This window comes from Thermus sp. (genome assembly GCF_056332225.1).
The window spans coordinates 1-23,386 of sequence record NZ_JBWGQW010000017.1 but is presented as its reverse complement, the minus strand read 5'-3'; the positions used below and the strand labels follow the sequence as shown (position 1 = coordinate 23,386).

The 23,386-nt window shown below is 70.4% G+C and carries 16 protein-coding genes and 2 pseudogenes; 8 read left to right on the top strand and 10 right to left on the bottom strand.

Going from position 1 to position 23,386, the window contains the following annotated elements; all coding sequences use genetic code 11:
- Position 1 precedes the first annotated feature (1 nt).
- A complete protein-coding gene (gatC, locus tag AC01Y6_RS05045) occupies positions 2-271 on the bottom strand; it encodes an Asp-tRNA(Asn)/Glu-tRNA(Gln) amidotransferase subunit GatC (protein ID WP_428720915.1) in 270 nt (89 codons plus the stop codon).
- 10 nt (positions 272-281) lie between these two features.
- Entirely contained in the window at positions 282-1,025 is a 744-nt protein-coding gene (locus AC01Y6_RS05040) for a DUF554 domain-containing protein (protein WP_476670543.1), read from the bottom strand.
- A 21-nt stretch (positions 1,026-1,046) separates the two neighbouring features.
- On the opposite strand from AC01Y6_RS05040, the gene mnmC2 reads away from it, so the two are divergent.
- On the top strand, positions 1,047-1,700 hold the full coding sequence (gene mnmC2 / locus AC01Y6_RS05035) for a tRNA (5-methylaminomethyl-2-thiouridine)(34)-methyltransferase MnmC2 (protein WP_476670542.1): 654 nt from the start codon (positions 1,047-1,049) through the stop codon (positions 1,698-1,700).
- Here the strand turns inward: mnmC2 and AC01Y6_RS05030 are convergent.
- Positions 1,597-2,787, bottom strand: a complete 1,191-nt coding sequence (locus AC01Y6_RS05030; protein WP_428722051.1) for a polysaccharide deacetylase family protein — start codon at positions 2,785-2,787, stop codon at positions 1,597-1,599. The genes mnmC2 and AC01Y6_RS05030 overlap by 104 nt on opposite strands.
- Entirely contained in the window at positions 2,778-3,944 is a 1,167-nt protein-coding gene (locus tag AC01Y6_RS05025) for an MFS transporter (RefSeq protein WP_428720820.1), read from the bottom strand. The genes AC01Y6_RS05030 and AC01Y6_RS05025 overlap by 10 nt, the downstream gene beginning before the upstream one ends.
- A gap of 14 nt (positions 3,945-3,958) precedes the next feature.
- On the opposite strand from AC01Y6_RS05025, the gene AC01Y6_RS05020 reads away from it, so the two are divergent.
- Positions 3,959-4,642 (top strand): glycosyltransferase family 2 protein, encoded by a 684-nt coding sequence (locus AC01Y6_RS05020; protein WP_347240766.1) that lies wholly within the window; start codon positions 3,959-3,961, stop codon positions 4,640-4,642.
- Here AC01Y6_RS05020 and AC01Y6_RS05015 read toward each other — a convergent pair.
- A complete protein-coding gene (locus AC01Y6_RS05015; RefSeq protein WP_476670537.1) occupies positions 4,581-5,792 on the bottom strand; it encodes a glycosyltransferase family 4 protein in 1,212 nt (403 codons plus the stop codon). The genes AC01Y6_RS05020 and AC01Y6_RS05015 overlap by 62 nt on opposite strands.
- Positions 5,793-5,931: 139 nt before the next feature.
- On the opposite strand from AC01Y6_RS05015, the gene AC01Y6_RS05010 reads away from it, so the two are divergent.
- The 6 genes from AC01Y6_RS05010 to AC01Y6_RS04985 all read left to right on the top strand — a co-directional run bounded on the left by AC01Y6_RS05010 (position 5,932) and on the right by AC01Y6_RS04985 (position 10,540).
- The gene (locus AC01Y6_RS05010) at positions 5,932-6,711 is read left to right on the top strand and encodes an IS982 family transposase (protein ID WP_428719757.1); all 780 of its coding nucleotides are present in this window, start codon (positions 5,932-5,934) and stop codon (positions 6,709-6,711) included.
- 196 nt (positions 6,712-6,907) lie between these two features.
- Positions 6,908-7,435, top strand: a complete 528-nt coding sequence (locus AC01Y6_RS05005; RefSeq protein ID WP_476670535.1) for a YceI family protein — start codon at positions 6,908-6,910, stop codon at positions 7,433-7,435.
- The gene (locus AC01Y6_RS05000) at positions 7,432-8,220 is read left to right on the top strand and encodes a cytochrome c3 family protein (protein ID WP_428721365.1); all 789 of its coding nucleotides are present in this window, start codon (positions 7,432-7,434) and stop codon (positions 8,218-8,220) included. The genes AC01Y6_RS05005 and AC01Y6_RS05000 overlap by 4 nt, the downstream gene beginning before the upstream one ends.
- Positions 8,221-8,229: 9 nt before the next feature.
- Positions 8,230-8,670: a hypothetical protein gene (locus AC01Y6_RS04995; protein ID WP_347241490.1), complete on the top strand. Its 441-nt coding sequence runs from the start codon at positions 8,230-8,232 to the stop codon at positions 8,668-8,670.
- Complete coding sequence (locus tag AC01Y6_RS04990; RefSeq protein ID WP_347241491.1) at positions 8,667-9,323, top strand: response regulator transcription factor; 657 nt, start codon at positions 8,667-8,669, stop codon at positions 9,321-9,323. The genes AC01Y6_RS04995 and AC01Y6_RS04990 overlap by 4 nt, the downstream gene beginning before the upstream one ends.
- Complete coding sequence (locus AC01Y6_RS04985; protein ID WP_428720227.1) at positions 9,320-10,540, top strand: sensor histidine kinase; 1,221 nt, start codon at positions 9,320-9,322, stop codon at positions 10,538-10,540. The genes AC01Y6_RS04990 and AC01Y6_RS04985 overlap by 4 nt, the downstream gene beginning before the upstream one ends.
- Before the next feature lie 72 nt (positions 10,541-10,612).
- Here AC01Y6_RS04985 and AC01Y6_RS04980 read toward each other — a convergent pair.
- From AC01Y6_RS04980 to AC01Y6_RS04960, 5 genes and pseudogenes are all read right to left on the bottom strand, one after another.
- Positions 10,613-10,801, bottom strand: a pseudogene (locus tag AC01Y6_RS04980) (hypothetical protein); the annotation flags it as partial.
- Positions 10,802-10,901: 100 nt separating this feature from the next.
- A complete protein-coding gene (locus tag AC01Y6_RS04975) occupies positions 10,902-14,447 on the bottom strand; it encodes a right-handed parallel beta-helix repeat-containing protein (RefSeq protein ID WP_476670533.1) in 3,546 nt (1,181 codons plus the stop codon).
- Complete coding sequence (locus tag AC01Y6_RS04970) at positions 14,444-19,783, bottom strand: hypothetical protein (RefSeq protein ID WP_476670531.1); 5,340 nt, start codon at positions 19,781-19,783, stop codon at positions 14,444-14,446. Before AC01Y6_RS04970 ends, AC01Y6_RS04975 begins: the two co-directional genes overlap by 4 nt.
- A complete protein-coding gene (locus tag AC01Y6_RS04965; RefSeq protein ID WP_476670529.1) occupies positions 19,780-22,491 on the bottom strand; it encodes a hypothetical protein in 2,712 nt (903 codons plus the stop codon). The genes AC01Y6_RS04970 and AC01Y6_RS04965 overlap by 4 nt, the downstream gene beginning before the upstream one ends.
- A 128-nt stretch (positions 22,492-22,619) precedes the next feature.
- A pseudogene (locus tag AC01Y6_RS04960) lies at positions 22,620-23,386 on the bottom strand (hypothetical protein); the annotation flags it as partial.

Here is a 23,386-nt window from a genome sequence, read left to right as displayed (position 1 = left end):
GCTACTCCAGCACCGGGGGCACCCGGAAGAAGCCGTCCTCGGCCTCGGGGGCCACGGAGAGGGCCAGGGCCTGGGGCAAGGAGGGCCTGGGCTCGTCCTCCCGGAGGCGCCCTTGGGCCTCCTCCTCTTCCTCCGCCTCCACCTGGGGCAGGGCGTCCACGAAGTCCAGGATGCGCCTTAGGTCCTCGAGGAGAAGGGCCTCCTCCTCGGGGGAAAGGGGGATCTGGGCTAAGGCCTCCAGCTTGCGCAAGAGCTCGGGCGAAAGCTCCATGAGGGCTATCTTAGCTCAGCCAGTCCGCCAAGGCCCAGACCAGGGGGGCGAGGAGGAGGGCGGGGAGGAAGGAGGCCACCCGCACCCGGGTGAGGCCGAGGAGGTTGATCCCCACCCCCAGCACCATGAGCCCCCCCACCCCGGTCACCAGGAGCACCCTGGGGTCCGCCCCCGGGTTGGGGAGGGCCTGGGCCAGGGTGCCCGCCAGGAGGGCCACCCCCCCTTGGTAGAGGAGGATCACCAGGACGCTGAAGCCCACGCCCACGCCGAAGGAGCTGGTGAGGGCGATGGAGGAGAGCCCGTCCAGGGTGGCCTTGAGGAGGAGGAGGCTCGCGTCCCCGGTGAGGCCGTTTTGGATGGAGCCGAGAAGAGTCATGGGCCCCACGCAGAAGAGGAGGCTCGCCGCCACGAAGCCCTCGGTGAAGCTCCCCCCGCCCCGCACCGCCTTTTTGATCTTCTCCCCGAGGCCCTCGAGGCCCTCCTCCAGCCGCCACCACTCCCCAAGAAGCCCCCCCAGCACCAAGGCCACGAGGCCCAGCACGACCCCGTCCACCGCGCCCCCCTTCGCCTTCCCCAGGGCCTGGGCCATGGAGAGGCCGATGAAGAGGGTGGTGAGCCCCACCCCCTGCACCATGATCCGGGCCATGCGCTCGGGGAGCCTGCCCCGGAGGAGGAGGCCGAGCCCCGTGCCCAGGGCCACGGTGGCGGCGTTCACCAGGGTTCCGGAGAGCTTGTCCAGAAGGGTGAGCTCCATGGGGGTATTCTAGCCATAAGGATGGAGCTTCGCCTCACCCAAGACGGCACCCCCACCCTCTTCCACCCGGGGTACGGGGAGGCCTACCACCCCAGGCAGGGGGCGCTTCTCCAGGCGCGGAGGCTTTACCTGGAAAAAACCCTCACCCACCTCCACCCTGCCCCCCGGGTCCTGGAGGTGGGCTTCGGGCTTGGGGTGAACTTCCGGGTGGCCCTGGAAAGCGCCCTTTTGCGGGGGGTGCGGCTTTCCTACCTGGCGGTGGAGCGGGAGCCCCTGCCCAAGGAGGTCCTCGCCGCCATCCGCCTGCCCCTGCCCGGGGCGGAGAGGGTCTTCGGGGAGATCCTAAGGGCCTGGCCCGCCGAGCGCTTCCAGGGCCCTTGGGGCGAGCTTCGCCTCCTCTTCGCGGACGTGCGGGAGGTGGCCTTGCCCGCCCGCTGGGCCACGGCGGTCTTTCTGGACCCCTTCAGCCCCAGGGCCAACCCCGAGGCCTGGTCCCTTCCCGTCCTCCTTAAGCTCCGGAAGAGCCTGAAGCGGGGCGGGAGGCTCGCCACCTACTCCGCCCAAAGCGCCTTCAGGCGGGCCCTCCTCCTTGCGGGCTTCCGGGTCCACCGGGTGCCGGGGGTGGGGAAGCGGGAGTGGACGGTGGGAATCGCCTTAGGAGCTCCTCCCGGGTGAGGTAGACGAGCTCGGCCAGGAAGCGCTCCTTCCTCGGGAGCTCCCCCCGGTAAAGCCAGACGAACCAGACCCCAGCCAGGCTGGGTATGAGCCCAAGCCACAGGGGCAAGGGAACGGTGTGGAACCCAAAAAGCCGTCCCCCGGGGGCCAGGTGGCTGTAGCTATAGACCAGGGCCACCTCTGGGTCCTGGGCCACCTGTTCCGCCACTCGCCTGAGGCTTTCCCGCACGTGCCGGATGGCCTCGAGGGGAGTAAGCTCCATGGCCCGCTGGCTCTCCAGGTGGAGCTCCATGGCGGGGGTGCCCCGGGGGAGGCCGGGAAGGTCGGGGCCGGGAAAGGGCTTCTTCTCCAGGCGGAAGAGGTCAAAGGGGCCAAGCCCCGCCCGCACCACCCTATGCGTGGTGTTGTAGCGCTCTTCAAACCCCTGGAGCCCCCGGATGAGGGCGAGCCTCGGGGAGAGGGGCCTTGGGGGAAGCTCGTCCAAGGGTACGGGGCGGTAGCCCAGGGCCAGCATCCTGGGGAGGGCAAGCTCAAGCAGGCGGAGGGTGCGCTCGGGGCCGTCGTGCAGGAGGACCACGCTTCCTGGGCGCAGGTAGTAGAGGAGCCTTTCCGCCAGGGCCTCAGGGGGAAGGGGAAGCCAGTCCTTGGCCTCGAGGTCCCAAAGGGCGACGCGCTTTCCCAAGAGGCGGGCGAAGAGGCGGGTGAAGGGGGTGTGGAGGCCGTGGGGCGGGCGGTAGTAGCGCCCGGGGTTTTGGGCCATGTGCCGCCACTCTACCCAGGGGAGGAGGAGCGAAAGGGCCCGGTGTCCCTCCCCGTGGTCTTCCACCTGGTGGCCTTCCCGCCTTATGGCCTCCACCAGGTCCGGCCTGGCCTTGGCCCGTTCCCCGGTGAGGAAGAAGGTGGCCTTGACCCCGTGGCGGGCGAGGAGGGCGAGGAGGGCTTCCGTGGCCTCCGAAGGGCCGTCGTCAAAGGTGAGGGCCACCTTGGGCTCCCGCCTGCTCCCGTGGGCGTAGGCCCCCACCCCGAGGAAGCGGAAGAGGAGGTCGGAGAGGCCGTAGAGGAGGAGAAGGCCGAGGGCTAGTTCCATCTACCCCTCCCTAAGAATAGGGCGTAGAAGAGGCTCAGGAGGAGAAAAATGGAGCCGCCCGCGAGGAAAGGGGCGTGAAGGCCAAAGCTTTCCCAAAGGGCACCTCCCACCACCGGTCCCAGGGCGACCCCCATCCCCTCCACGCTCATCAGGGTACCCCAGATGGCGGCGCGGTTCTCCTGGGGCAGGTTTTTGGCCAGGAAGCCGTTCCAGCCGGGCATAAAGAGGCTGAAGCCTACCCCGGCCAAAAGGGTTAGGAGGGTCACCTCCCCAAAGGAGGGGGCGAAGGCCAGGCGCAACATGGCCAGGCCCAAGAGGCCGAGCCCGCCCACCAGGGCCGGCCGGTAGCCCCTCCGGTCCACCAGGCGCCCGGTGAAGGGGAGGAGGCCGAAGGCGAGCCCTCCTCCCAGAAAGAGGAGACCCCCCAGCTCCACGGGCTCGAGGCCGAGCCTCTCCTTGGCAAAGCGCAGGAGGAAAAGGGAGACCAAGGCGGGCGCGAAGGTTTGGCCGAAGGCGGCGGGCAAGAAGAGGAGAAGGCGAAAGAGGGGGTAGCGTTCCCGGCTTGGCGGCGGCACGGGGATGCGGAAACGGAGAAGGCTCAGCGCCAGGCCCAGGCCCAGGGCCTGGCCCCAGAGGAGGAGGTGAAGGCCCACTTCGGGATGGCGCTGGGCCACCTGGCCCACCCCCACGAGGCCGATCCCCACCCAGGGCATGACCAGGGTGAGGGTGAAGGAAAGCGCCCGGGCCTCCCTTCCCGGGAGGGCGATGCGGCTGGCGTAGGTCATGAGGCCCGGGTAGAGGGTGGACATGGAGAGGCCCCAAAGAAGCCCCATAGCCCACAGGAGCCAGGCCTCCTGGGCCATGGGGGTGAGGAGGAGGGCGAGAAGCCCGGTGAAGGCGGCAAGGCTCGCCGTCAGCCCGAAGCCCACCCGTTCGGCCAGAAGCCCTCCGAGGCTTTTGGAGAGGTTTTCCGCCAGCTGGTGGAGGGTGTAGGCCAGGGTAAAGGCGGTGGGGCCCAGGTGAAGCCTTTCTGGGGCGTAGAAGGGCAGAAGACCGGCGAAATAGCCGCTCCGCACCCCCTCCATGAGGCCCACGGCCAGGAGGAGGCGGAAGAGGACGGAAAGCCCTTCCCGGGCCCACGGCAGGTAGCGAAACACGCTAGAGTATACCCGTGCGGATCAGCGTGGTGATCCCCGCCCACAACGAGGAGGCCTACCTTCCCGGGGCCCTCGAGGCCGTCTTCGCCCAGACCCTCAAGCCCCTCGAGGTCATCGTGGTGGACAACGCCTCCTCAGACCGCACCCGGGAGGTGGCGGAGGCCTTGGGGGCGAGGGTGGTCCTGTGCGGGAGGAAGGGGGTGGCCTTCGCCCGGCAGGCGGGGCTTTTGGCGGCGCGGGGGGAGTGGGTGGCCATGACCGACGCCGACTCCCTGCCCACGCCCCGCTGGCTGGAAAGGCTTGCCGAAAAGGCGCCAGGGGCCGTGGCCCTCTACGGGCCTTTGCGCTTCTATGGGGTTTCCCCTTGGGAGGCCGCCTTTTCCGAGTGGGGCTACCGGGCCTTCCTTAACCTCATGGCCCTCCTCGGGCGGCCTAACCTCGCCGGGGCCAACATGATGGTCCTGAAGGAGGCGGCCCTCCGGGCGGGGGGCTTCCCCGAGGTGGAGGCGAGGGAGGACGTTCTTTTAGGCTGGAAGCTCAAGGCCTTAGGCCCGGTGCGCTACGTCCCCGAGGCCCTGGTCCTCACCTCGGCCCGGAGGCTCAAGGGGGGGTGGCTTCCCTTTTTGCTCCGCCAGGCTAGAAACCTCCTGGGCGATCCTCGAGGTTACTTCGGGGGAGGCGGGGAAAGGGAAAGATGAGCCTCCTGGGCTCCGCCCGGAGGATCTCGCTCGCCTCGTCGTAGATGGCCACGACCCTTTCGGCGATGGCCTCCGCCGAGCGCTCCAGGGCGAAGGCCCGGGCCTCTAGGCTGAAGCGCCGCCGCTTCTCCTCGTCCCTGAGGAGCTCCAGGGCCTTCTCCGCCAGGGCGCGGAAGTCCTTCGGGGGCACGAGGTAGCCCGTCTTACCCTCCTCCACCCCCTCCAGCACCCCCTCTGCCCCCACGGCCACCACCGGGACTCCCATGGCCTGGGCCTCCCAGATCACCAGGCCCTGGGTCTCCGTCTCGCTGGCGAAGAGAAAGAGCTCCGCCAGGCGGTAGTAGCCCCCGATGAGGCGGTAGGGCACCGGGCCCAGGAAGCGCACCCGTTCGGCGATCCCGAGTTCCTTGGCGAGGGCCTGGAGGTGGGGAAGCTCGGGGCCTTCCCCGATGTGGACCAGGAAGACGTCTTCCTCCTTAGCGATATCCGCTACCGCCCTCAGGACCACGTCAAAGCTCTTTTCCTTCCCCAGCCGCCCCACGGTGATGAGGCGCCTCTTGCCCTCGGGCCAGGGGGAAGGGGAGGGGAGGGGGGCTTCCTCCAGGAGGCGGTTGTCAATCCCCGTGGGGATCACCCGTATGGGTCTTTCTATCCCGTAGCTTTCCGCCAGGCGCTTTACGGGCTCCGTGGGGGCGATGACCACCTCCACCCGGTTGTAGAAGGCCTTGGCCAGCCTGGGAACGATGCCGGTGTACTTGTCCAGGATGGCCAGCCCGGGCACGTAGTGGGCGTACTTCTCGTAGTGGGTGTGGAAGGTGGATACGTGGGGGAGGTTTTTGCTCCGGGCGATCCTCAGGCCCCACACCCCAAGGGTCAAGGGGGTGTGGGTGTGGACCAGCTCAAAGTCCGTGGGCAGGTAGCGGGCCGAGGGAAGGGCGATCTGCTGTCCCTCGTAGAAGGGGTAGGCCACGGAGGGGACCCGGACCACCCCCTCCTCGCCCTCCGGGGCCTCGGGGTGCGCCGGGGCGATGACCCAGGCCTCGTGCCCCATGCGCCTTAACTCCCTTAGAAGAAGGTAGACGCTGGTGGTGACCCCGTTGGGGTTGGGGAAGTAGACGTCGGTGAAGAGGCCTACGCGGTAGAGGCGCATGCGTACGTAATTCTAACTCAAGTTGCTACCTATCCCTGGGCCTGAAAAAATAGTGGCCGCTATGCTTTCGCGCGTCATAGCGGCCTAGAACGTACGCCCTTCGGGCGTGACCTGCATTATAGACGACGCCCTCAAGGCCATGGGCCACAAGGACGACCCTCAAGCCAAGGCCCCCGCCTCCGTCATCCTCACCCTCGCCATTGTCGCCGCCATGGAACTCGGCGGCAAGCACAACAAGGCCCTGGCCCTCGCCAAAGACCTCGGGCTCTTCACCCACGTCCCCTCCCCAAGCCGCTTCAACCGCAGGCTCCACGCCCTCTACCCCCTCCTTCTCCCTCTCCTCCACCTCCTGGCCCAGGCTTGGAAAAACCTCCACCAGGCCCAGGCCTACGCCCTAGACACCTTCCCCCTCCCCGCCTGCGAGAACATCCGCGCCCCCCGCTCCCGCCTCTTCCCGGACAAGGCCTACCGCGGCTTCGTCCCCAGCAAGCGGGTCTACTTCCACGGCCTCAAGCTCCACCTCCTGGTGGACGACGGGAAGTTCATCCACGAGGTGAACCTGACCCCGGGGAGCTTCCACGACCTGGCTTCCCTTCTCCTCCTTCCCCTGGACCTTCCCGAGGGGGCAGAACTCTACCTGGACCGGGGGTACGAGAGCCATTTGTACGAGGACCTGCTTCGGGAGGCCCAGGGGGTTGTTCCCATGGTCATCCGCAGGAGAAACAGCCGGCGGTATCTCCCTTGGATGCAGTACCTGGCCATCGTGGGGCGGAGGGTGGTGGAGACGGTGGGGGGGATGCTTCACGCCTTGTTTCCCCGGCGCATCCACGCCGTGACCCAAACGGGCTTCGTCATCAAGGTCCTCACCTTTGTCCTGGCCCACAACCTGGGCCTCATGGCCCAGAAAATGGCTGGGTAGCAACTTGGGTTATCTTAACATGCGGGTCCCAGGATAAGGATTGGCCTTGGGGCTTCCCGCCTACGGGCGGGTAGAGCCGCATGAGAAGGGCCTACCTCCGTGGTGTCTAGCCCACTCCTTTCCGGAAGCCCGAGGGCCCGCTTACGTTTCCCTTACGCCCCTCCGGGAGGATAGGCGAGGGAGGTGGAGCTCGGGGATGACTAGGGATGGGCTACGGCTTCTCGCCCTGCTTGGGCTCCTGGCCGGCGTGGCGCTTGCGGCGCGGTACCGGGTCACGGGAGAGGCGGTCTACGAGGCCCAGGCGCCCCTTGGCGCCTTCAGCGGCAAAAACCCCACCCTGGAGGGCGAGGTGACCTACGAGGAGGCTTCAGGCCGCCTCGAGGGCCAGGTCTGCCTGGACCTCTCCGCCTGGGATTCCAAGGAGCCCCTGCGGGACCGGCACACCCGGGAGATGTTCCAGGTGGACCGCTACCCCAGGGCCTGCCTCACCCTGAAGGGGTTGGACCCGGCCAAAGGGGTTTTGCTCGGTATTTTGGACCTGCACGGCGTGCGGCGCGAGGTGGCCATTCCCGTGCGCCACCGCACGGAGGGGCAAAGGCTTCTCTTCCAGGCGGACTTCACCCTGCGCCTCAGCGATTACGGCCTCAAGGCCCCGAGCTTCATGGGCATGCGGGTCAGCGATCGGGTTCGGGTGAGGGTTCAGGGCCAGGGGGTGGCCCCATGAGGCTCCTGGCCCTCGCCCTGCTCCTCGCCCTGGGCCTCGCCTCCGAGGGAAAGCGGTACCTCTTCGTCCGCTACGATCCGGAGAAGGGCGTGGCTTTCCTCTCCGATGGAAGCCCTCTGCCTCCCGGCCTCCAGGCGGTGCCCGGGCAGTACGTGGAGGTGGAAGGCGGAAGGCTCAAGCCCACGCGGGCCTGGCAGCCCCCCCAGGACCTGGTGAAGGTCTTCGCCCCCCAAAACGCCGCCCGGGTGGTCTTCAGCCACGAGCGCCACTTCGCCGCCTTGGGGGCCAAGGGGACCACCTGCCAGACCTGCCACGCCCTCCTAGACCGGGACAAGGCCTGGAAGAGCCTGGCCCCAAGCCCGTCCCTGGAGCCCCACGGCCCGCACTCCTTGGGGCGCTTCTGCGCCACCTGCCACGACGGCAAGACCCGGGCCTCCACCCTTCCCAAGGCCAGCCCTCCGGTGGACGCAACGATCTTCACGGCCTTCGGGCGACCGAAGGACCAGGCCTGCGCCCGCTGCCACGCCCCCAAGGACCACGGCCAAGACTTCACCTCCCGCCACGGGGAGGTGGCGGAGCACGGGGGAGGCCAGCGGTGCACCGCCTGCCACCGGGGCGCAGGGAGCGTATCCCCTGAGGCGCTGGCCCTGGCCCGGGCCTTCCAGGAGGCCCAGCTCGCCCTCATCCGCAACCCCGAGGACGGAAAGGCCTTCAACCGGGTTCTCCCCAACAACTTTTGCGCCTACTGCCACGGCCTTGACGGCAAGGCCTGGGAGCGGGAGTGAGGTGATACCGTGAAGAACCAAAAGGAATGGCTTAGGCACCGCTTTCCCGAACTCGTGGCCCTCTTCGCCGCAGGAGGGCTCTTCCTCACCGGAGGAGAACTCCTCCTCATGGGGCACACCGAGGGCGTCCAACTCCTCGCGCCCCTCACGGCCTTCGTCGGGGGCGCGGCGGCGGGTCTTGGGCTCGTGGCGCCGAGGTTCCGCCTCGCCACGGCCTTGGTCCTGGGGCTCATGGCGGGGGTGGGCTTCCTCGGCCTCTTTGAGCACCTGGAAAAGCGGCTTAACGAGGGCCTCGCTCCGGGGACTTACCTCCTGGTGGACGCGGAGGAAGAGGGGGCGGGCGGGAACGAAAGGGGAGAGGGAAAAGGGGTCCCGCCCCCCCTCGCGCCCCTGAGCCTCACCGGCCTCACCCTTCTCGGCGCCCTGGCCCTGTATGTTAGGGATGAATGAGGGTCTTGGTGGTGGAGGACGAGCCGGGGCTCCTGGAGCCCATCCTGGCGAGGTTGAGGCGGGAAAGGCTCGAGGCCCTGGGCGCGGGAAGCCTGCAGGAGGCCTACCGCCTCCTGGAGGAGGGCGAACCCGACGCCGTGGTGCTGGACGTGATGCTCCCGGAGGGAGAGGAGGCGGGCTTCCGCTTCGCGGAGGCGCTCCGTCAGGGAGGCTACCGGGGCGGGATCCTCTTCCTCACCGCCCGGGACGCCCTGGAGGACCGCGTCCAGGGGCTTGACCTGGGCGGGGACGACTACCTGGTGAAGCCCTTTTACCTGGACGAGCTCGCGGCCCGGGTGCGGGCCCTCCTCCGGCGGGGAAGGGAGGTGCGGGCGCCCGCCCTGGTCCGCGGGCCCCTGGTGGTGGACTTCGCCCGCAGGCGGGTGCTCTGGCAGGGCAAAGAGGTCCCTCTTTCCCCCAAGGAGTTTGCCCTGTTGGAGCTCCTCGCCTCCCACCCGGACCGCGCCTTCCCTCGGGAAGAGCTCCTGGAACGGGTCTTCCCCCAGGCGGAGTCCGAGGCCGTGCTGAGGGTCTATGTGCGGCAACTCCGCAGGAAGCTCGCCCCCTGGGTGGTGGCCCGGGTGCCCCTGGGGTACAAGCTGGGGGAGCCTTGAGCCTCAGGCTTCGCCTGGCCGTTGCCTTCGCCCTCCTGGCCTTTTTGGTGGGGGCCCTCGAGGCCCTAACCGGCTACCTCTCCTTCCGGAACCTGGTGGAGCAGGACATCCGCCGGGACCTCCTGGACCTCGCCGCCCAGATACGCCAGAACCTGGTCCTCGCCCCCTCGGGGCCCGAGCTTCCCGGCACCGAGCTCTTTGCGCGGCACTACATCTTCGGCTTTAGGGTCCTGGACGGGGAGAAGCCCCTTCTGGAACGAGGCTTCCTGCCCAAGGAGGGAGAGGCCTGGCAAAGCCTTCGCCAGGAGTGGCAAGGGTACACCTTGGAGATCTACCTCCGGGTGGAGGAGTACCGCCAAGCCCTGAAGGACTTCAGGCGGGCGGCGTTCCTGCCCTTGCTCCCCCTTTTTCTCCTCTCCGGGCTTCTCGGCCTCTTCCTGGCTCGCCGCTTCACCTGGCCCTTGGAGTCCCTGGGCCGCGCCTTGGAGCACCTCTCCCGCCTCCGCTTCCCCGACCCCCTCGGGAGGCCCCCGGAGCCGGAGCTCGCCCAGGTGGTGGCGGCCTTCAACCGGGTGGTGGCGGCGGTGCGGGCCGCCCTCGCCCGGGAGCGGGCCTTCACCCGGTACGTTTCCCACGAGCTCCGCACCCCCCTCGCCGTGCTCCAGGCCCAGGTGGAGGCCCTGGCCAGCGGAGATGCGGACGCCAAGCGGGCCCTCGCGGAGATGGAACGCGCCCTGAGGCGCATGCGGGCCACCTTGGAGGGCCTCCTGGAGCTCGCCCGCCTCGAGGCCGGAGACCTCGAGCCCGTGAACCTGGAGGCGCTGGTCCGGGAAAATCTCTCTGAGGAAGAAGCGGCGCTGGTGGCCCAGGGGCCGGCGTGGGTCTTGGGCCACAGGGAACTCCTCAGGCGAATCCTGGAAAACCTTCTGGAAAATGCTCGCCTCCACGGGGGCCCCCCGGTAGAAGTGGGCGTGGAGGCCGAAGGGGAAGAGGTAAGGCTCTGGGTGCGGGATCACGGTCCGGGGGTGCCCGAAGCCCTCCGGGGCCATCTGGGAAAGCCCTTCGCTAAGGGACCCTTCGGAGGTACGGGCCTCGGCCTCGCCTTGGTGCACCAGGTGGTGGCTTGGCTGGGCGGTCGGGTGGCGTACGAGGACGCCAGGCCGGGGCTAAGGGTGACCCTTTTCTTTCCCCGGTGGCGCGATGTTGAGCCGACATAAACTGGACTTACGCGGCCTCCACCTGCACCGGTAATACCCTTTTGGCGTGAATCCTTCGCCTAAGCCAAGGCCCTAAGGCCTCTGTGGGCCTTCTTTCCCGGGGCCCCCAGGCTGGCGCAAGCCAGCCTGGGGTGGTATAAGAGGGCTCAAATCCAGGCTTAGCTTACCCGCGATGAGTCTCCGTCGGCATTGGTGGAAGCTCAACTTCAGCCGCTCCCGCCGACACGCCATGAGCCCATAGGCCACCCACCCCAAGGCCAGCGCCGATGCCCCCACCCCTTTGCAAAGAGTTCAAAGGACGAGGCCAGGGGTCGGTTCAGGGCCCGGTAGAGGGTGTCGGAGGCCCATTTTATCGGGGGCCTCAGCGGATCCGGACGCGGTAGCACACCTCCCCGCTCTCCCCGGGACCCAGGGTCCCCACCCGCACCCGCACCAGGCTCGAGGCGATCTCCCCGGCGTCGTCGCCGGCATCGGCGGTGAGGTAGAGGGTGCCCGCAGGGGTGGTGAAGCGGATGGCCTGGTCCCCGTAGTCCGCCACGGAGAGGAGGGGGTCGGCGAAGAAGGGAACGGGGTCGGTGAGGACGAACTGGCTCACGGGAAGGGTCCCCAGGTTGCGGTAGGCCACGCAGTACTCCAGCACGTCCCCTGGCCTTCCTTCCCCCAGGGTGCCAAAGGGGGTGCCCTGGGTCACGTTGCGCACGGCCTTGGTAAGGCGCACCTCTTGCCCGCTCACCTGGGTGGTGTCGGTGAGGCTCAGGGCCTCCAGGACCGGGCTTCCGCTCCAGGCCAGGCGGGCCCCCACCAGGGCCACGTCCAAGGCCCCCGCCGGAAGGCCCGGGGGCACCAGCACCCGCACCTCCACCCCGCAGGCCCTAAGGCTCCCGTCGGCCTCGCGGGGCCAGGTGGAGCCCACGGCGAAGCTCAGGGGCAGGGGGGCGAAGTCCTCCCCGGGACCGAAGGCGCCGTCGCAGTTCAGGTCCACCCGGGCCCAGTAGCCGAAGAGAGGGGCGTTCTCCAGGCGGAGCTCGGCCATCCCCAGGGTGCCGGGGCGGAAGAGGTGGGCGTAGACCAGGGTGCCCGGGGAGGCGGTCTGGCCCGACTGGGAGGGGTAGAAGCGGCTCTCCCGCACCACCCCGAAGTTCCGGACAAGGGCCTGCCCGGCGAGGGCCGAGGCGGGGCCGAGGCTCACCTGGGCCCCGGGGGAGGTTGGGCTCGTGGCCTCGGCGAAGTCATTGACCCGGGTGGCGGCCACACCGTCGTTGTAGCCCGTGGCGGGGCGCAAGGGGTGGGAGAGGGCCACGCTTCCCCAGCTAGAGGGCAAGTAGAGGCGGTAGGCCCCCAGGCCGTCCGTGAGGGCGGAGCGGGTAGAGGTGCCGTCGGTGGCGGTGACCAGGACCCCAGGGACCCCCCGCTCGGCGCCGTTTTGCAGGGCGTCGTTGGCGGCGCCGCCCCCCTCCCCGTCGTCGTAGAAGACCCGGCCCTGCACCAAGGCCCCGTGGAAGAGGCCGAAGTCCAGCCCCGCGAGGTCGGCGCTCCCCACCGAGACCGAGAGGGTCCCTGAGCCCGGGTTAACGAAGAGCCAGCCCGAAGGGGGGGTGGGGGCGGTGTCCCCCAGGTCGTTGTTGTCGTCCAGCACCAGGGTGTAGCTCCCCGGGGCCACCCCGGTGAAGGTGTAGGTGCCGGCCCCCGGGGCCACGGCCTGCACCGCCACCACGGCGCTTCCCTGGACCAACTTCACGTAAACCGCGACGCCGTCGGACCAGTCCTCGGAGGGGCCCCTGGCCCCGTCGGGCTCCCGGTCGTGGTAGACCCTGCCGGAGAGGCTGTAGCCGAAGAGCACCTGGCGGTTGGCGCTGAACTCCGAGGTGTTGCCGCTTGCGTCCATGGCGAGGGCGGTGACCGCATCCCCGGGGGCGAGGCTTCCCTTTGGGACCTGGAAGGAGAAGTTGCCCGAGGCGTCCGCCGTGCCCGCGCCCAGGTACTCCACGCCCTCCCCGTAGCCCTGGCCGCCAGAGGAGTCGCCCGTCCCGGCCTGGGCCTTGTAGACCTCCACCCTGACCCCAGGGCAAGCGGTGCCCTCCACCAGGAGGTTTGCCCCCACCACCTGGGCCCGGGCGATAACGGGAAAGTCCAGGCCCCGGTTGGGCCGGGTAGAGTCGTTGCAGTTGCCGTCGTTTGGGGTCACGCCGTCCCCGACGCCCCACGCGTTGCCGTCCAGGTCTATGGCCAGGCCCTGGTTATTTCCGAAGTGGTTCTGGGTGATGCGGTTGGCCACGGGAGCGCCTCCCGTCACCGAGAGGTGAACCCCGGCCCCGCCTAGCCCGGCGTAGCCCAGGGTATCCTGGATGACGTTCTTGCGCAGGGTGTTGCCCTGGGCCCCGGCGTGGATACCCACCCCGGCGGTGCGGGCGCGGAGAATGGTGTTGTTCTCTATAAGCACGTTCTGGGTGCCGGAGTACCAGAGCTCAAGCCCCTTGCCCAGGTCGGTTCCGGCCCCACCCTCCGACACCTGGCGCACGTCCCGCACCAGGTTGCCCCGGAAAGTGGTGGTCGCGGTCCACGCCGTGGGAGAGGAGTTCCAAAAAGCCACGGTATCCCCGTCGGCGGCGTCCTCGGAAGTGGTGGTGGAGTTTGGGCCGTTGTAGGCGAACTCGTTTCCCTCTATGAGGCTTCCCTGGGCATATTGGCCGTAGACCAAGAGGCCATAGCCGTTGTACGCGAAGAAGCTCCCGCGCACCGTGGCCACCCCGTCCAGGCGCACGCCGTAGCGGCGGTTCTGCCTGGTGGGGCCGGGGTCGGTGCCGTCGGGGAGGGCGCCCACCACCAGGCGCTCCAGGAGGGCGGGCCCGGAAGCCCCCACGTCGGACGCCACGTAAAGGGCCGCCTGGCCGCCCGTTTGATTTCCGCGCTGGCCGTAGATGGCCAGGTTGCGCACGACCTGGTTGGGGCCTTGGAGCCATAGGCCCATGGTGTCCGAGGTGTTGGGCTGGCCCGAGAGGTCCAGGGCGAGCTCGGGGCGGGGCACGGGGGGCAGGGGAAGTCCGTCCAAGCCCACGGCGCCCCCCGTTCCCAGGAAGCCAGGGTTGGTGTCCCTCGGGGCGTCCGGCGAGAGGGCATCGTAGGCGGTGCCGTCCACCACGGTGCCCCCATCGGTGAGGGGGGGAAGGGGGTTCGTGAGGGAAAGGGTCCACCAGCTCCCCCCTGAGCCCGAGGTGTTGGGGCTATAGGGGGAGGCGGGGACAAAGCGCATGGCGTTGGGCCCGGCGATGGCGTTGGCGTTTTGCAGGAACTGGCGCAAGGACCCTTGAACGGTGCGGTTTGCGTTTGGGTCGTCGTCCTCCGTCCCCCCTCCCCGGAGGTTGGTGACCACGTTGAAGCTGAAGGCGAAGTTCACCCCGGAGATGTCCGCGCCAAGGCCGGTATCCAGCCAGGCCCGGTGCTTGGCCCCGGCGTTGGCGGCGGGGGAGGTGTCCGTGGGGTGGAAGCCGTCCGAGGCCCCAGGGTCCGCCCCCCCGTAGCGGGGGCCAAGGGCTAGGGTGCTGGAGGCGGGGTCTGGCCCGTAGGTCTGCTCGGCCCAGACGTCCCCCTGGCCGAAGCCAGAGTTGAACTCGGCCCTCGGGGAGACGCTCCGGGAGTCCACGATGACGATCACCTTGGGGACGGTCAGGGTAAAGCTGTAGTGGCCGTCCGCGTCCGTGGTGGTCTCTCCGAGGAAGAGGTCCTCCGAGTCCAGGACCCCGTTGCCGTTCACGTCCTCGTAGGCCCGAACCTTCACCTCGGGCCGGGGGACGAAGTCCGCGGGGTTTGCGGCCCCCACGGTGTCCTCGTAGACGGTGCCCGAGAGGGTGAAGGCGAAGGCCAAGGGCCCAAGGAGGGCAAGAGAAAAGGCGAGAAGAGACTTCCTCATCGGCTTCCTCCGAAGACGTCCAGCCTCAGGTACACCCCTTCCGGGGCGAAGAGGCTCTCGCCGAACTGGTAGCCCAAGGAGAGCCAGAGGGGGCTGAGGCGCAGGGTGCCCTCCACGGAGAAGGCGAGGTGGCGGGCCCCGGTGGCGGGCTGGAAGGTGTAGGCCGCCCCGCCCCCTAGGCCCAAGGGGTCCAAGGGGAAGAGGGTGGCGTAGAGGCCCAGGGCGTAGGTGGCCCCGGCGGGGTCGGGGAAGGGGTAGCGGTAGCCCAGGGCGGGCCTAAGGGAGAAGAGGGGGGAGGGGGCGTAGGCCAGGGCGAGCTGGCCCTCCAGGACCCCATCCGCCGAGGCGTAGCGGTGGTAGGTGAGGAGGGAGAGGGTGGAGGCCCTCAAGGCGTAGGCCAGGCCGAAGCGGCCCTCGGCCCGGGGGAGGAGGCCCAAGGTGAAGTCCAGGGCCAGGGTGTTCTCCGGGTCCAGGCTCCCCGCGGCCCCGCCCCGGAGGAGGAGCTTGGGGGCGAGGGCGGCCTCCACGCCGAAGGTGGCCACCAGGCCCTCCCGGGCGTAGCGGAGCCCCACCCCGCCCCCGAGGTCGGCCCGGCCCTCCGAGAGGGCGTAGAGGGCGAAGAGGCTAAAGTTGGCGGAGAGCTCCTGCGTGAGGGGGAAGGGGGCCTCGAGGCCGAAGCGGGCCCGGTTGCCCTCGCCGCTCGCCGTGGGGAGCTGGTAGGAGAGGGAGAGGTTGGCGCTCCCCAGGCGCTGGCGCAGGCCGAAGGCCCCCTGGAGCCCCGAGCCAAAGAGGTAGGCGAGGCTCCCCTCGGCGTCCAGGGCCTCGCCCAGGGGCCAGAGGAGGTCCAGCCGGGTCTCCTGGGCCCCGGAGAGGAGGTAGGCGTGGGAGAGGCCGAAGCGGGCCCGGCCCTCGGCGTAGAGGGCCCGCCCGAGGAGGTAGGGCCTGCCCTCGGCCCAGGCGAAGCCCGCCCCGAGGCCGAAGCGGAAGCCCTGGGCAATCTTCTGCTCGTAGACGAGGCCGGTGCGGGCGGGGGTGGTGTGCTCCAGGGCGAGGACGCCGGGCCCCAGGTCGTAGGCGGCGCGGAAGCTCCCCTGGACCCCGCCCTCCTCGGCCAGGAGGTCGCCCCGGGCCTCCCAGGGGCCCTCCTTGAGCCCGGCGGAGAGGCCGAAGCGCCACTTCCCGGCGTAGGTGGCCTCGAGGCGGGCCCGGTTCGCCCCCTCCTCGTAGCCCACCGCCGCCCCGAAGGCGTAGCCTGAAAGGGCCCTGGAGGCGGCGAGGGCGTAGCCCCCCAGGCTGAAGCGCCAGGGGCCCGCCTCCTGGGTGAGGGTGGCCCCGGCGGCGAGGAGGTCCCTCGGGGAGGCGAGGGGGGCGTACTCGGCGATGAGGCGCACGGGGGCGAAGTCCGGGGTGAGGGGAAAGAGGGGCCTCGCCAGGACGATCTCCCCGGTGCGGAAGTCGTAGGTGTAGTCCACGCCGGGGGAGAGGACCTTGAGGCGGGCCCCCTCCTGGAGGGTGAGGCGGAGGGAGCCGGGGGCCGGGCTTTGGGCGAGGCGGTAGAAGGCGGTGCCGTCGGGGACGATCTCCTCCCGCACCTGGCCCCGGGGAAGGAGGCCGAGGAAGGCCTCGAGGCGGAGGTCCCCCCGGGTGGAAAGCCTTAGGGCCGTGGCCTCCCCAAGCCCCGGGGCGAGGCCCCCCCGCTCGTAGCTCAGGGTGAGGCCGGAGGCGGCGTAGCGGAAGGCCAGGGGGTCGTGGGAGGCGAGGGGGCGCTTGGCCTCCTCCCCGCTTCCGGTGATGGGGAAGAGGCCGGGGTCGGGGGTGCGGGAAAGCCCCCCGGTGGTGTCCACCGCCACCTGGAGGAGGCCCTCCCCCAGGGGAAGCTCCCCGTAGCCCCGGGCGAGGCCGAAGGCCTTGGGAGGCTCCCCGGGACGGTAGGCCACCCCCACGCTTCCCTGGGCGAGCCAGAAGGGCTCCTCCCTTCCCCCGGCGAAGAGGCGGAACTCCCGCTCCAGCTCGTTGAAGCGGGCCCGGACCCGGACCTCCCGCGGGGCGAGGAGGGGCCTCAGGAGAAGGGTTCCCACCCCGTCCTTGAGGAGCACCTGGTAGCCGGTCTCCTGGAGGCTCGCGTCGGGGGCGATGGGCTCGGGGTCGGCCTCGAGGGTGGCGAGGCCAAAGCCCGTGGGGAGGCCCAGGTCGTCCACCGCCTTCAGGCGGAACTCCAGGGGGGTGCGCCCATCGGCCACGAGGCGCACGGGCTCCAGGACCAGGGCCTTGGCGGGCCCCGGGCGGAACACCTCCACCTTGTCGTAAAAGCCCGGCCCCTCCACCTCCACCACGTTCCGCCCGGGGGCGAGGGGCACCCCGTAGTAGGCGAGGCGCTGGACCTTCCGCCCCTCGTCGTACTGGGCCTCCCCGAGGAGGCGGGAGGGCACCTCAAAGCCGTTCACCGCGACCCGGATGGGCCCGAGGGGGGCCTCCACCTTGAGGGAGACCGCTTCCCCTTGCACGATGGCCCCGTCCTGGGGCTCGAGGATGAGGCCCTTCCGGTCCTTGGGCAGGGGCTTGGCCCGCTCGTAGTCCTTGAGGCTCAGCTTTCCCTGGAGGGGAAGCTCCCGGTCCAGCCGGACCAGGGTGAGGCTTGGGGCCTGAAGGGGGGGCAGGGGGTCGCGGTGGAGCAGGGCCAGGGTGAGGGTGCCCTCGGGCCTAAAGGGGAGGCGGAAGACCAGGGCGTCCCCAAGAAGCCTGGGCTCCTCCACGGGCACCCCGTCCAGCCGGGCCGAGCCCGGGCGGTACTCCGCCCCTTGGGGGAGGCGGAAACCGAGGAGGAGGAGGTCCCCCTGGCCCTCCACCCGGAAGGGCAGGCGCACCACGGAGAGGCGCTCCGGGGCGAGGAGGGGGAGGACCGCCACCTTGGCCTGCGCCGGGAAGGCCGCCGGGGTCTCCCCGAGGAAGGCCACGAGCTGGTTCGCGGCCTCCCCCACGGCCTCCGCCCGGAAGGCCAGGGTGAAGCTCCGCTCTTCCCCGGGCCCCAAGCGCACCCGCTCCGACCAGGGCTCCATGGCGAGGCCTTGGCCGGGGATGTCCTTGAGCTCCACCTCCACGGCGTGGTCGGCGGGGTTTCTCACCCGGAGGCGGAAAACCCCCTCCGCCCCCTCCAGCACCCGGGCGGGCTCGGCCTCCTTCACGAGCTCCAGGGGCCTCCGGGCGAGGTCCACCTCGGCCCTCACCTCCTCCAGGGGCGTCCTAAGGCGGGCCACGCAGGCCCCCCGGGCCTCGGGGCCGAGGAGCACCCGGGCCCGGTAGGCGTGGAGGGCCCTCTCCCCGGGCTTCAGGTAGCCCTCAAAGCGGGGCGGGGCCAGGGGGGCAAGCCAGTCGGGGCAGGCGTCCTCCAGGGTGTAGCGCATGGGGGCCTCGCCCCGGTTCTCCACCAGGAGGCGGAGCTCCACCTCCTCCCCCGGGAGGTAGACCCGGTGGGGAAGGTCCCGCTCCAGGTGGGCCTTGGGCCTCACCACCCGCAAGGAAGCCTCCGCCTCCTCGCCCGTGGAGAGCCCGGCCCGGTTCACCAGGACCCCCTGGGCCTCCGGGGGCACGGGGAAGGCGAGCTCGTAGCTTCGGCCCTCCTTGGGCCCGAGGAAGACCTCCCGCCTCTCCTCCTTGCCCAGGAAGCGGTCCAGGAGGAGGGTCCTTCCCTCCTCGTCCCCCTCGTTCACCACCGTGACCCGGAAGCGGGCCACCCCCCCGGGCTCCACCTCGGGGGTGAGGGCCTCCTTCTTCAGGGCGAAGGTGGCGGGCCGGACGGCCACGGCGCTCCCCTCGGCGGTGAGGCCGTAGGGAGCGAGGCGGGCGAGGAGGGGGTAGCGGCCCTCCTTGAGGGCCCGGAAGCGCACCTTCAGGGCCAAGGGACGGCCCGCGGTGAGGGGGCCCGTGGCCCGGGTGGCGGTCTGGGCCTCGAGGCCCTCGGGAAGCTCCAGGAGAAGCTCTCCGGAGAGGAGGCCCCGGTATGGGGTGCTCCCCTCCAGGGCCACCTCGGCCTCCTCCCCCACCCGCAGGTAGACTTCCTTGGGGCTTAGGGCGAGGTCCACCTGGGGGTAGAGGCGGACCTCCACCTCCTTGGCCTCCCCCGGCCCCACCTCCACCTCTTTCGGCGCCTCCACCCTGGCCCCCTCGGCCGTGACCCGCAAGGGGTAGCGCCCCGGGGGGAGGCGGAAGACCTTTTCCCCTTCCACCCGCTCGGGCTCACCCCCTAGGCCCACCTGGGCTACCCCCGGAGCCTCCCCCGTGGGGAGGACCAGGCGGAGCCTCACCCGCACCTCCCCTTCCTTAGGGGCGGGAGGAGACGGGAGGCGCACCACGAAGACCGCCTCGCCCCCGGGGCAGCCCACCTCGGCCCCGCCCTCCCGGGGCACCACGGCCCCCCGCCCCTCCACCCGGAGGAGGTTCGCCCCTGGGGGAAGGATGGGGCGGAAGAAGCGGTCCTGGGCCTCCACGGGAAGGTTCAGGGGGTTCCCCGCCTCGTCCACCACCCGGGCCCTGGCCTCCCCGGGGGGCACGGCGCGGAGGAAGCCGCTTTCCCAGGAGACACAGGCCTCCAGCCTGTAGGCCACGGTGTTGGAGTACTGCTTGGCCGTGGGCGGCTGGGTGAAGCCGAAGAAGGCCAGGCCCGGCTTCTTCTCGTAGCGCACCCACTCCCGGTCCCCCGAAACTTGCCTTTCCTCCACCGACCCGCCTTCATAGCGCACCCTCGCCCTAAGCTCCTCCGGGCCGTCCTCGTCGTAGAAGTAGACGTCCAGGGGTTCTTCGGAGTAGACCGCCAGGGGTTCTGCCCAGACCCGCCCCCGCTGGTCCGGAAGCAACCTTATGGTGGCGATGGAGGTCGTGTAGTCCAGGATCACCTGGTAGCGGGAGGCGGTGATCCTGAGGACGAAGGCGTTCTTGGCCAGGCCGGAAAGGCGGCTTTCAAAGAGGTAGGTCCCCGGAGGAAGCTCCCCCGAGAAGAAGGCCACCCAGCGGTGGGGCTCCACCCCGAAGGCCATCTCCTGGAGGACCGAGCCCCCTTGGAGGAGGCGGAAGGTGGCCCGCACCTCTCCCCGGCCCCCGTCGTAGCGCTCGTCCCCGAGCTCCTCCTTACCCCTAAGGGCCGAGCGGTAGTCCTCGGGGTCCAGGCCGGGGGAGTAGAGGGCGAGCTCCACGCGCTCCTTTTCGGGCAGAACCAGCCAGAGGGCAAACCCCGGGCTCTCCCAGCCCAGGGCGTCCCCCACCACGGTGGCCTTGAAGTCCCGCACCGTGCCCTGGGCCAGGGCCAAGGCGAGGAAGGTAAGAGGGAACCAAAGGGGCCTCATGGGTACCTCCAGCGCACCTGCGGGTCGGACATGAAGGGCTCCTCCAGGGCGTACTCCAGCACCTCCTCCCCCTCAAAGCGGGGGAAGGCGAAGACCTTCTCCTCTCCTCCCGGCAGGGGGTCCCGCACGGTGAGCTCGGTAAGGGGCTCGGCGGAGCGGAGAACCAGGACCACGCGGTAGCCCTTCTCCGAGGGGAAGAGGCGCTTCTCCACGGTAAGGGGGCCAAAGCGCAAGGTGGTCTCCCGGTAGGCCTCGGCCAAGCCCCTTGGGGCTTCCAGGGGGAAGTCGGAGACCGTGAGGCCCTGGACCCGCACCCCGTGGCGGTACCCCTCCCCCAGGGCCTCAGGGTGGGGCCGGGGCGGGAAGGGGGCGGAGGCCGGGTCCAGCATCACCTGCCAGACCCCGGGGTCCAGGCCGCGGAAGGCGTAGCGCCCCTCCCGGTCGGTGAGGGTCTGCCAGCCGTTGGCCAGGACCAGCCGGGCGCCGGGGAGGGGGATGTCCTCGCCCGGGTCGTAGCGCCCGTTCCGGTTCACGTCCAGGTACACCCGGCCAAGGAGCACCCCGCCCTCCAGGTCCGAGGGGCCGAGGCGCATCCGGGCCAGGGCCCGGGCCTGGACCTTGGCGGTGGCCTCGCCCTGGGCCCCAAGCCCCTGGGCCTGGGCCACGTTCTCCAGGACCCCCCCTCCGCCCGGAAGGACCCGCATGCGGTACTCCAGGCAGAGGCTCGCCTTGGGGTCCAAGGGGAAGGTCCAGCGCAGGGTGCCCCCCTCCAGGACGGGCTCCATGGGGGAGAGGGCGCCGCCGCAGGGCCCCCCGCGGGCGCTTCCTTCCAGGTAGCGAAGCCTCGGGTCGGGGGTGTCGGTGAGGCGCACCTCCAGGGGCACCGAGGCCGGGTTCGTCACCTTGAGGGTGTAGGTGAGCACCCCGCCCACCGCCACCTCTCCCGGGGAAACCCGCTTCTCCAGGGCCAGGTTCAAGGAGAGAACGGGGTGGGCCACCTCGTTGGAGACCAGGGGCTCGGGGGTCTCTTGGGAGACCAGGGTGAAGCGGTTCTGGAGGAGGGCCTCCTCGGGGGCGTCGGGCTTGACCCGGACCCGCACGGTGAAGCGGGCGGTGCCCGTGGGCAAGCTGTCCAGGGCGAAGAGGACCCGGTGGCGGCCCGGGTCGTAGGTGCCCCCGGGGGCCTCGAGGAACTCCACCCAGGGGGGGAGGGCGTCCTCTATGCGCACCCCCGAGAGGGGGCCGAAGGCGTTCTCCACCACCAGGGTGTAGACCACCTCGTCCCCCGCTCTCAGGGTGGTGCCGGGGGCGGGGCTTGCCTCCTTGCGGAGGGTAAGGGCCCCTCGAGGCCCCACCTCCAGGAGGTCCCGGGTGCGGTTCTCCTGCCCGGTGGCCAGGGAGCGGGCGGTGAGGGTGAACGCGTGGGTCCCGGGGGGAGCGAGGAGGCAGAGCTGGAAGTCCAGCCGCTCCCCCGGGCCCAGGGCCAGGGGGTCCGGGAGAGGGGTCCCGAGGAGGGTTTCCAGGCGGTAGGAGGCCGGGGTGGGCTCCAGAAGGAGGCGGTAGGTGTCCATCCCGGTACCCTCGTTCAGGAGGGTGTGGCGGAAGCAGTAGAGCTCCCCTTCCAGGGCCCCGCCTCTTTGGAGGTCCTCCCCGCTCATCTCCCCCCCGGGGAGGGCTTTGGGGTTGCCGTAGGGGCCGAGGTGGTGGAGGTAGAGGGGAAGGACCTCGAGGGCCGCCTCCGCCTCCGCTGGCCCCCCGGGGCCCTCGGCCCGGGCCCGGTTCGCCCTCGCCCCCGGGGCCGCCCCGGGGCGGGCCTCCACCTGGAAGGCGAGGAGCGCCTCCTCCCCGGGAAGAAGCCTGGGCAGGACGAGCCGGAGGCCGAGCACCGTCCCGGGCTCGGCGGTGTGCCAGGTGGCGCCGTCGTAGAACTCCACCTGGCCCTTGGGGGCACTCGCGCTTCCCGGAACGTAGGCGAGGCCCTCGAGGCCCCCAAGAAGGTCGGTGAGGTAGAGGGGGCCTGCCGCCTCCCCGCCCCCCAGGTTGCGCAGGACCAGGGTGAAGGTGGCCCGCTCCCCGGGAAGAATCCTCCCCGGGCTTGCCGCCTTGCTGAGGTAAAGGGCGGGTTCAGGAGGCCCCCCGGCCCGCACCCGGGCGTAGTTGGCGTCGTCCCGCTCCCCGCTTGGGCAAAGGGCCACCGGGGTGATGAGGAGGTCCCCGGAGGCGGTAGGGGGGAGGCTTAGGGCCAGGATCAAGGCCCGCTCCTCCCCCGCCCCCAAGGCCACCTCCCCTACCTCGGGCTCCCCGGGGTCTAAAGAGGCGTTCCCGTTCAGGTCCAGGTAAAAGCGCACCCACCCCGGGGTCCAGGGGGGGGTGCCGTGGAGGGCGTAGGAGAGGGCGAAGGTGAAGGGGGCGTTTCCCCCGTTTTTCAGGCGGTAGGGCAGGTAGGCGTACCCCCCGGGCGGGGCGCTCAGGGAAAGGCCCGGGGTGGTGGGGGTGCCGTCCGGAAAGAGGAGGGGGCGGCACACCGCCTGGACCACGGTCTCCACCGGGTTGGAGAGGTAACGCTCCCCGGCGACCAGGGCCACGGCCTGGTTGCGGATCACCGTCCCCGCAGGGGTGAGGGCGAAGGCCAAGGAGAGGAGGAAGGGAAGAAGGGCGAGGAGGCCCCTCGCTCCCTTTCCCCTTCTCGGCTCGTTCCTCCTCCTCATCCCTCCTCACCCTCCTTCGCCCTTGTGAAAAGCCCGCGAAAGCTTCCTCTGAAAATTGCCTCTCGTTTTTTCCGGTTTCCCCCCTCAGGGGGCCCCGCCCCGGGAAGCCCCGGGGCGGGGGGTTGGGCCTACTGCACCTGGACCCTAAGGGTGATGGTGATCTTGGCGGCGGGAGGCATCAAGTCGGCGTCGGTGATGGTGCTGTCGCCGTTGGTGTCCACCGCCACGTAGACCACGCCGCCCGTGGGCACCGAGGTGGGAGGCGTGCTGGACCAGCTGGTGCCGTTCGTGGAGTAGAGCACGCGCACGGTGCCCGTGAAGCCGCTCGCGGTGGCGCTCACGCTCAGGAAGTTGGTGTAGGCGGGCACGGGGTCGGCCACGACCACCTTCTTCAGGTTCCCGGTGCCGATGTTCTCGGCCACGATGGTGTACACGATGACGTCCCCGGGGTAGGCCTGGCTCCCATCGCTAGAGCGCACGGTGGTGGAGGTCCCCACGTAGCTCACGGCGCTCTTCTGGAGGCTGAGCTCCCCGCCCACCACGGTGGTGGTCTCGGTGGCGGTGTCGGTGTCGCTCGCGCTGCCGGAGCCCACGTTGCAGCTTGCGGTCACGGTGTTCACGTCCACCACGCCCACCGCCTGGCCCGCGGGCACCAGGACGCGGACGTAGATGGTTTTGGTGTTGCCCCTCGGGTCGCCATTCGGGGGCACGTACACGTTGCCCAGGGCGCCGTACCAGTTGGTCCCGTCGGTGGAGTACTGGTAGGTCCAGCCGTGGGTGCCGCCGCTACCCGAGACATCGCACTGGGCCTCAGAGTTGGAGTTGTTAATGAGGGTGTGGGTGTAGGTGAGGGTGCCCGGGCTCGTGGTGGTGCCGGAGCGGTCGGGGTCCAGGA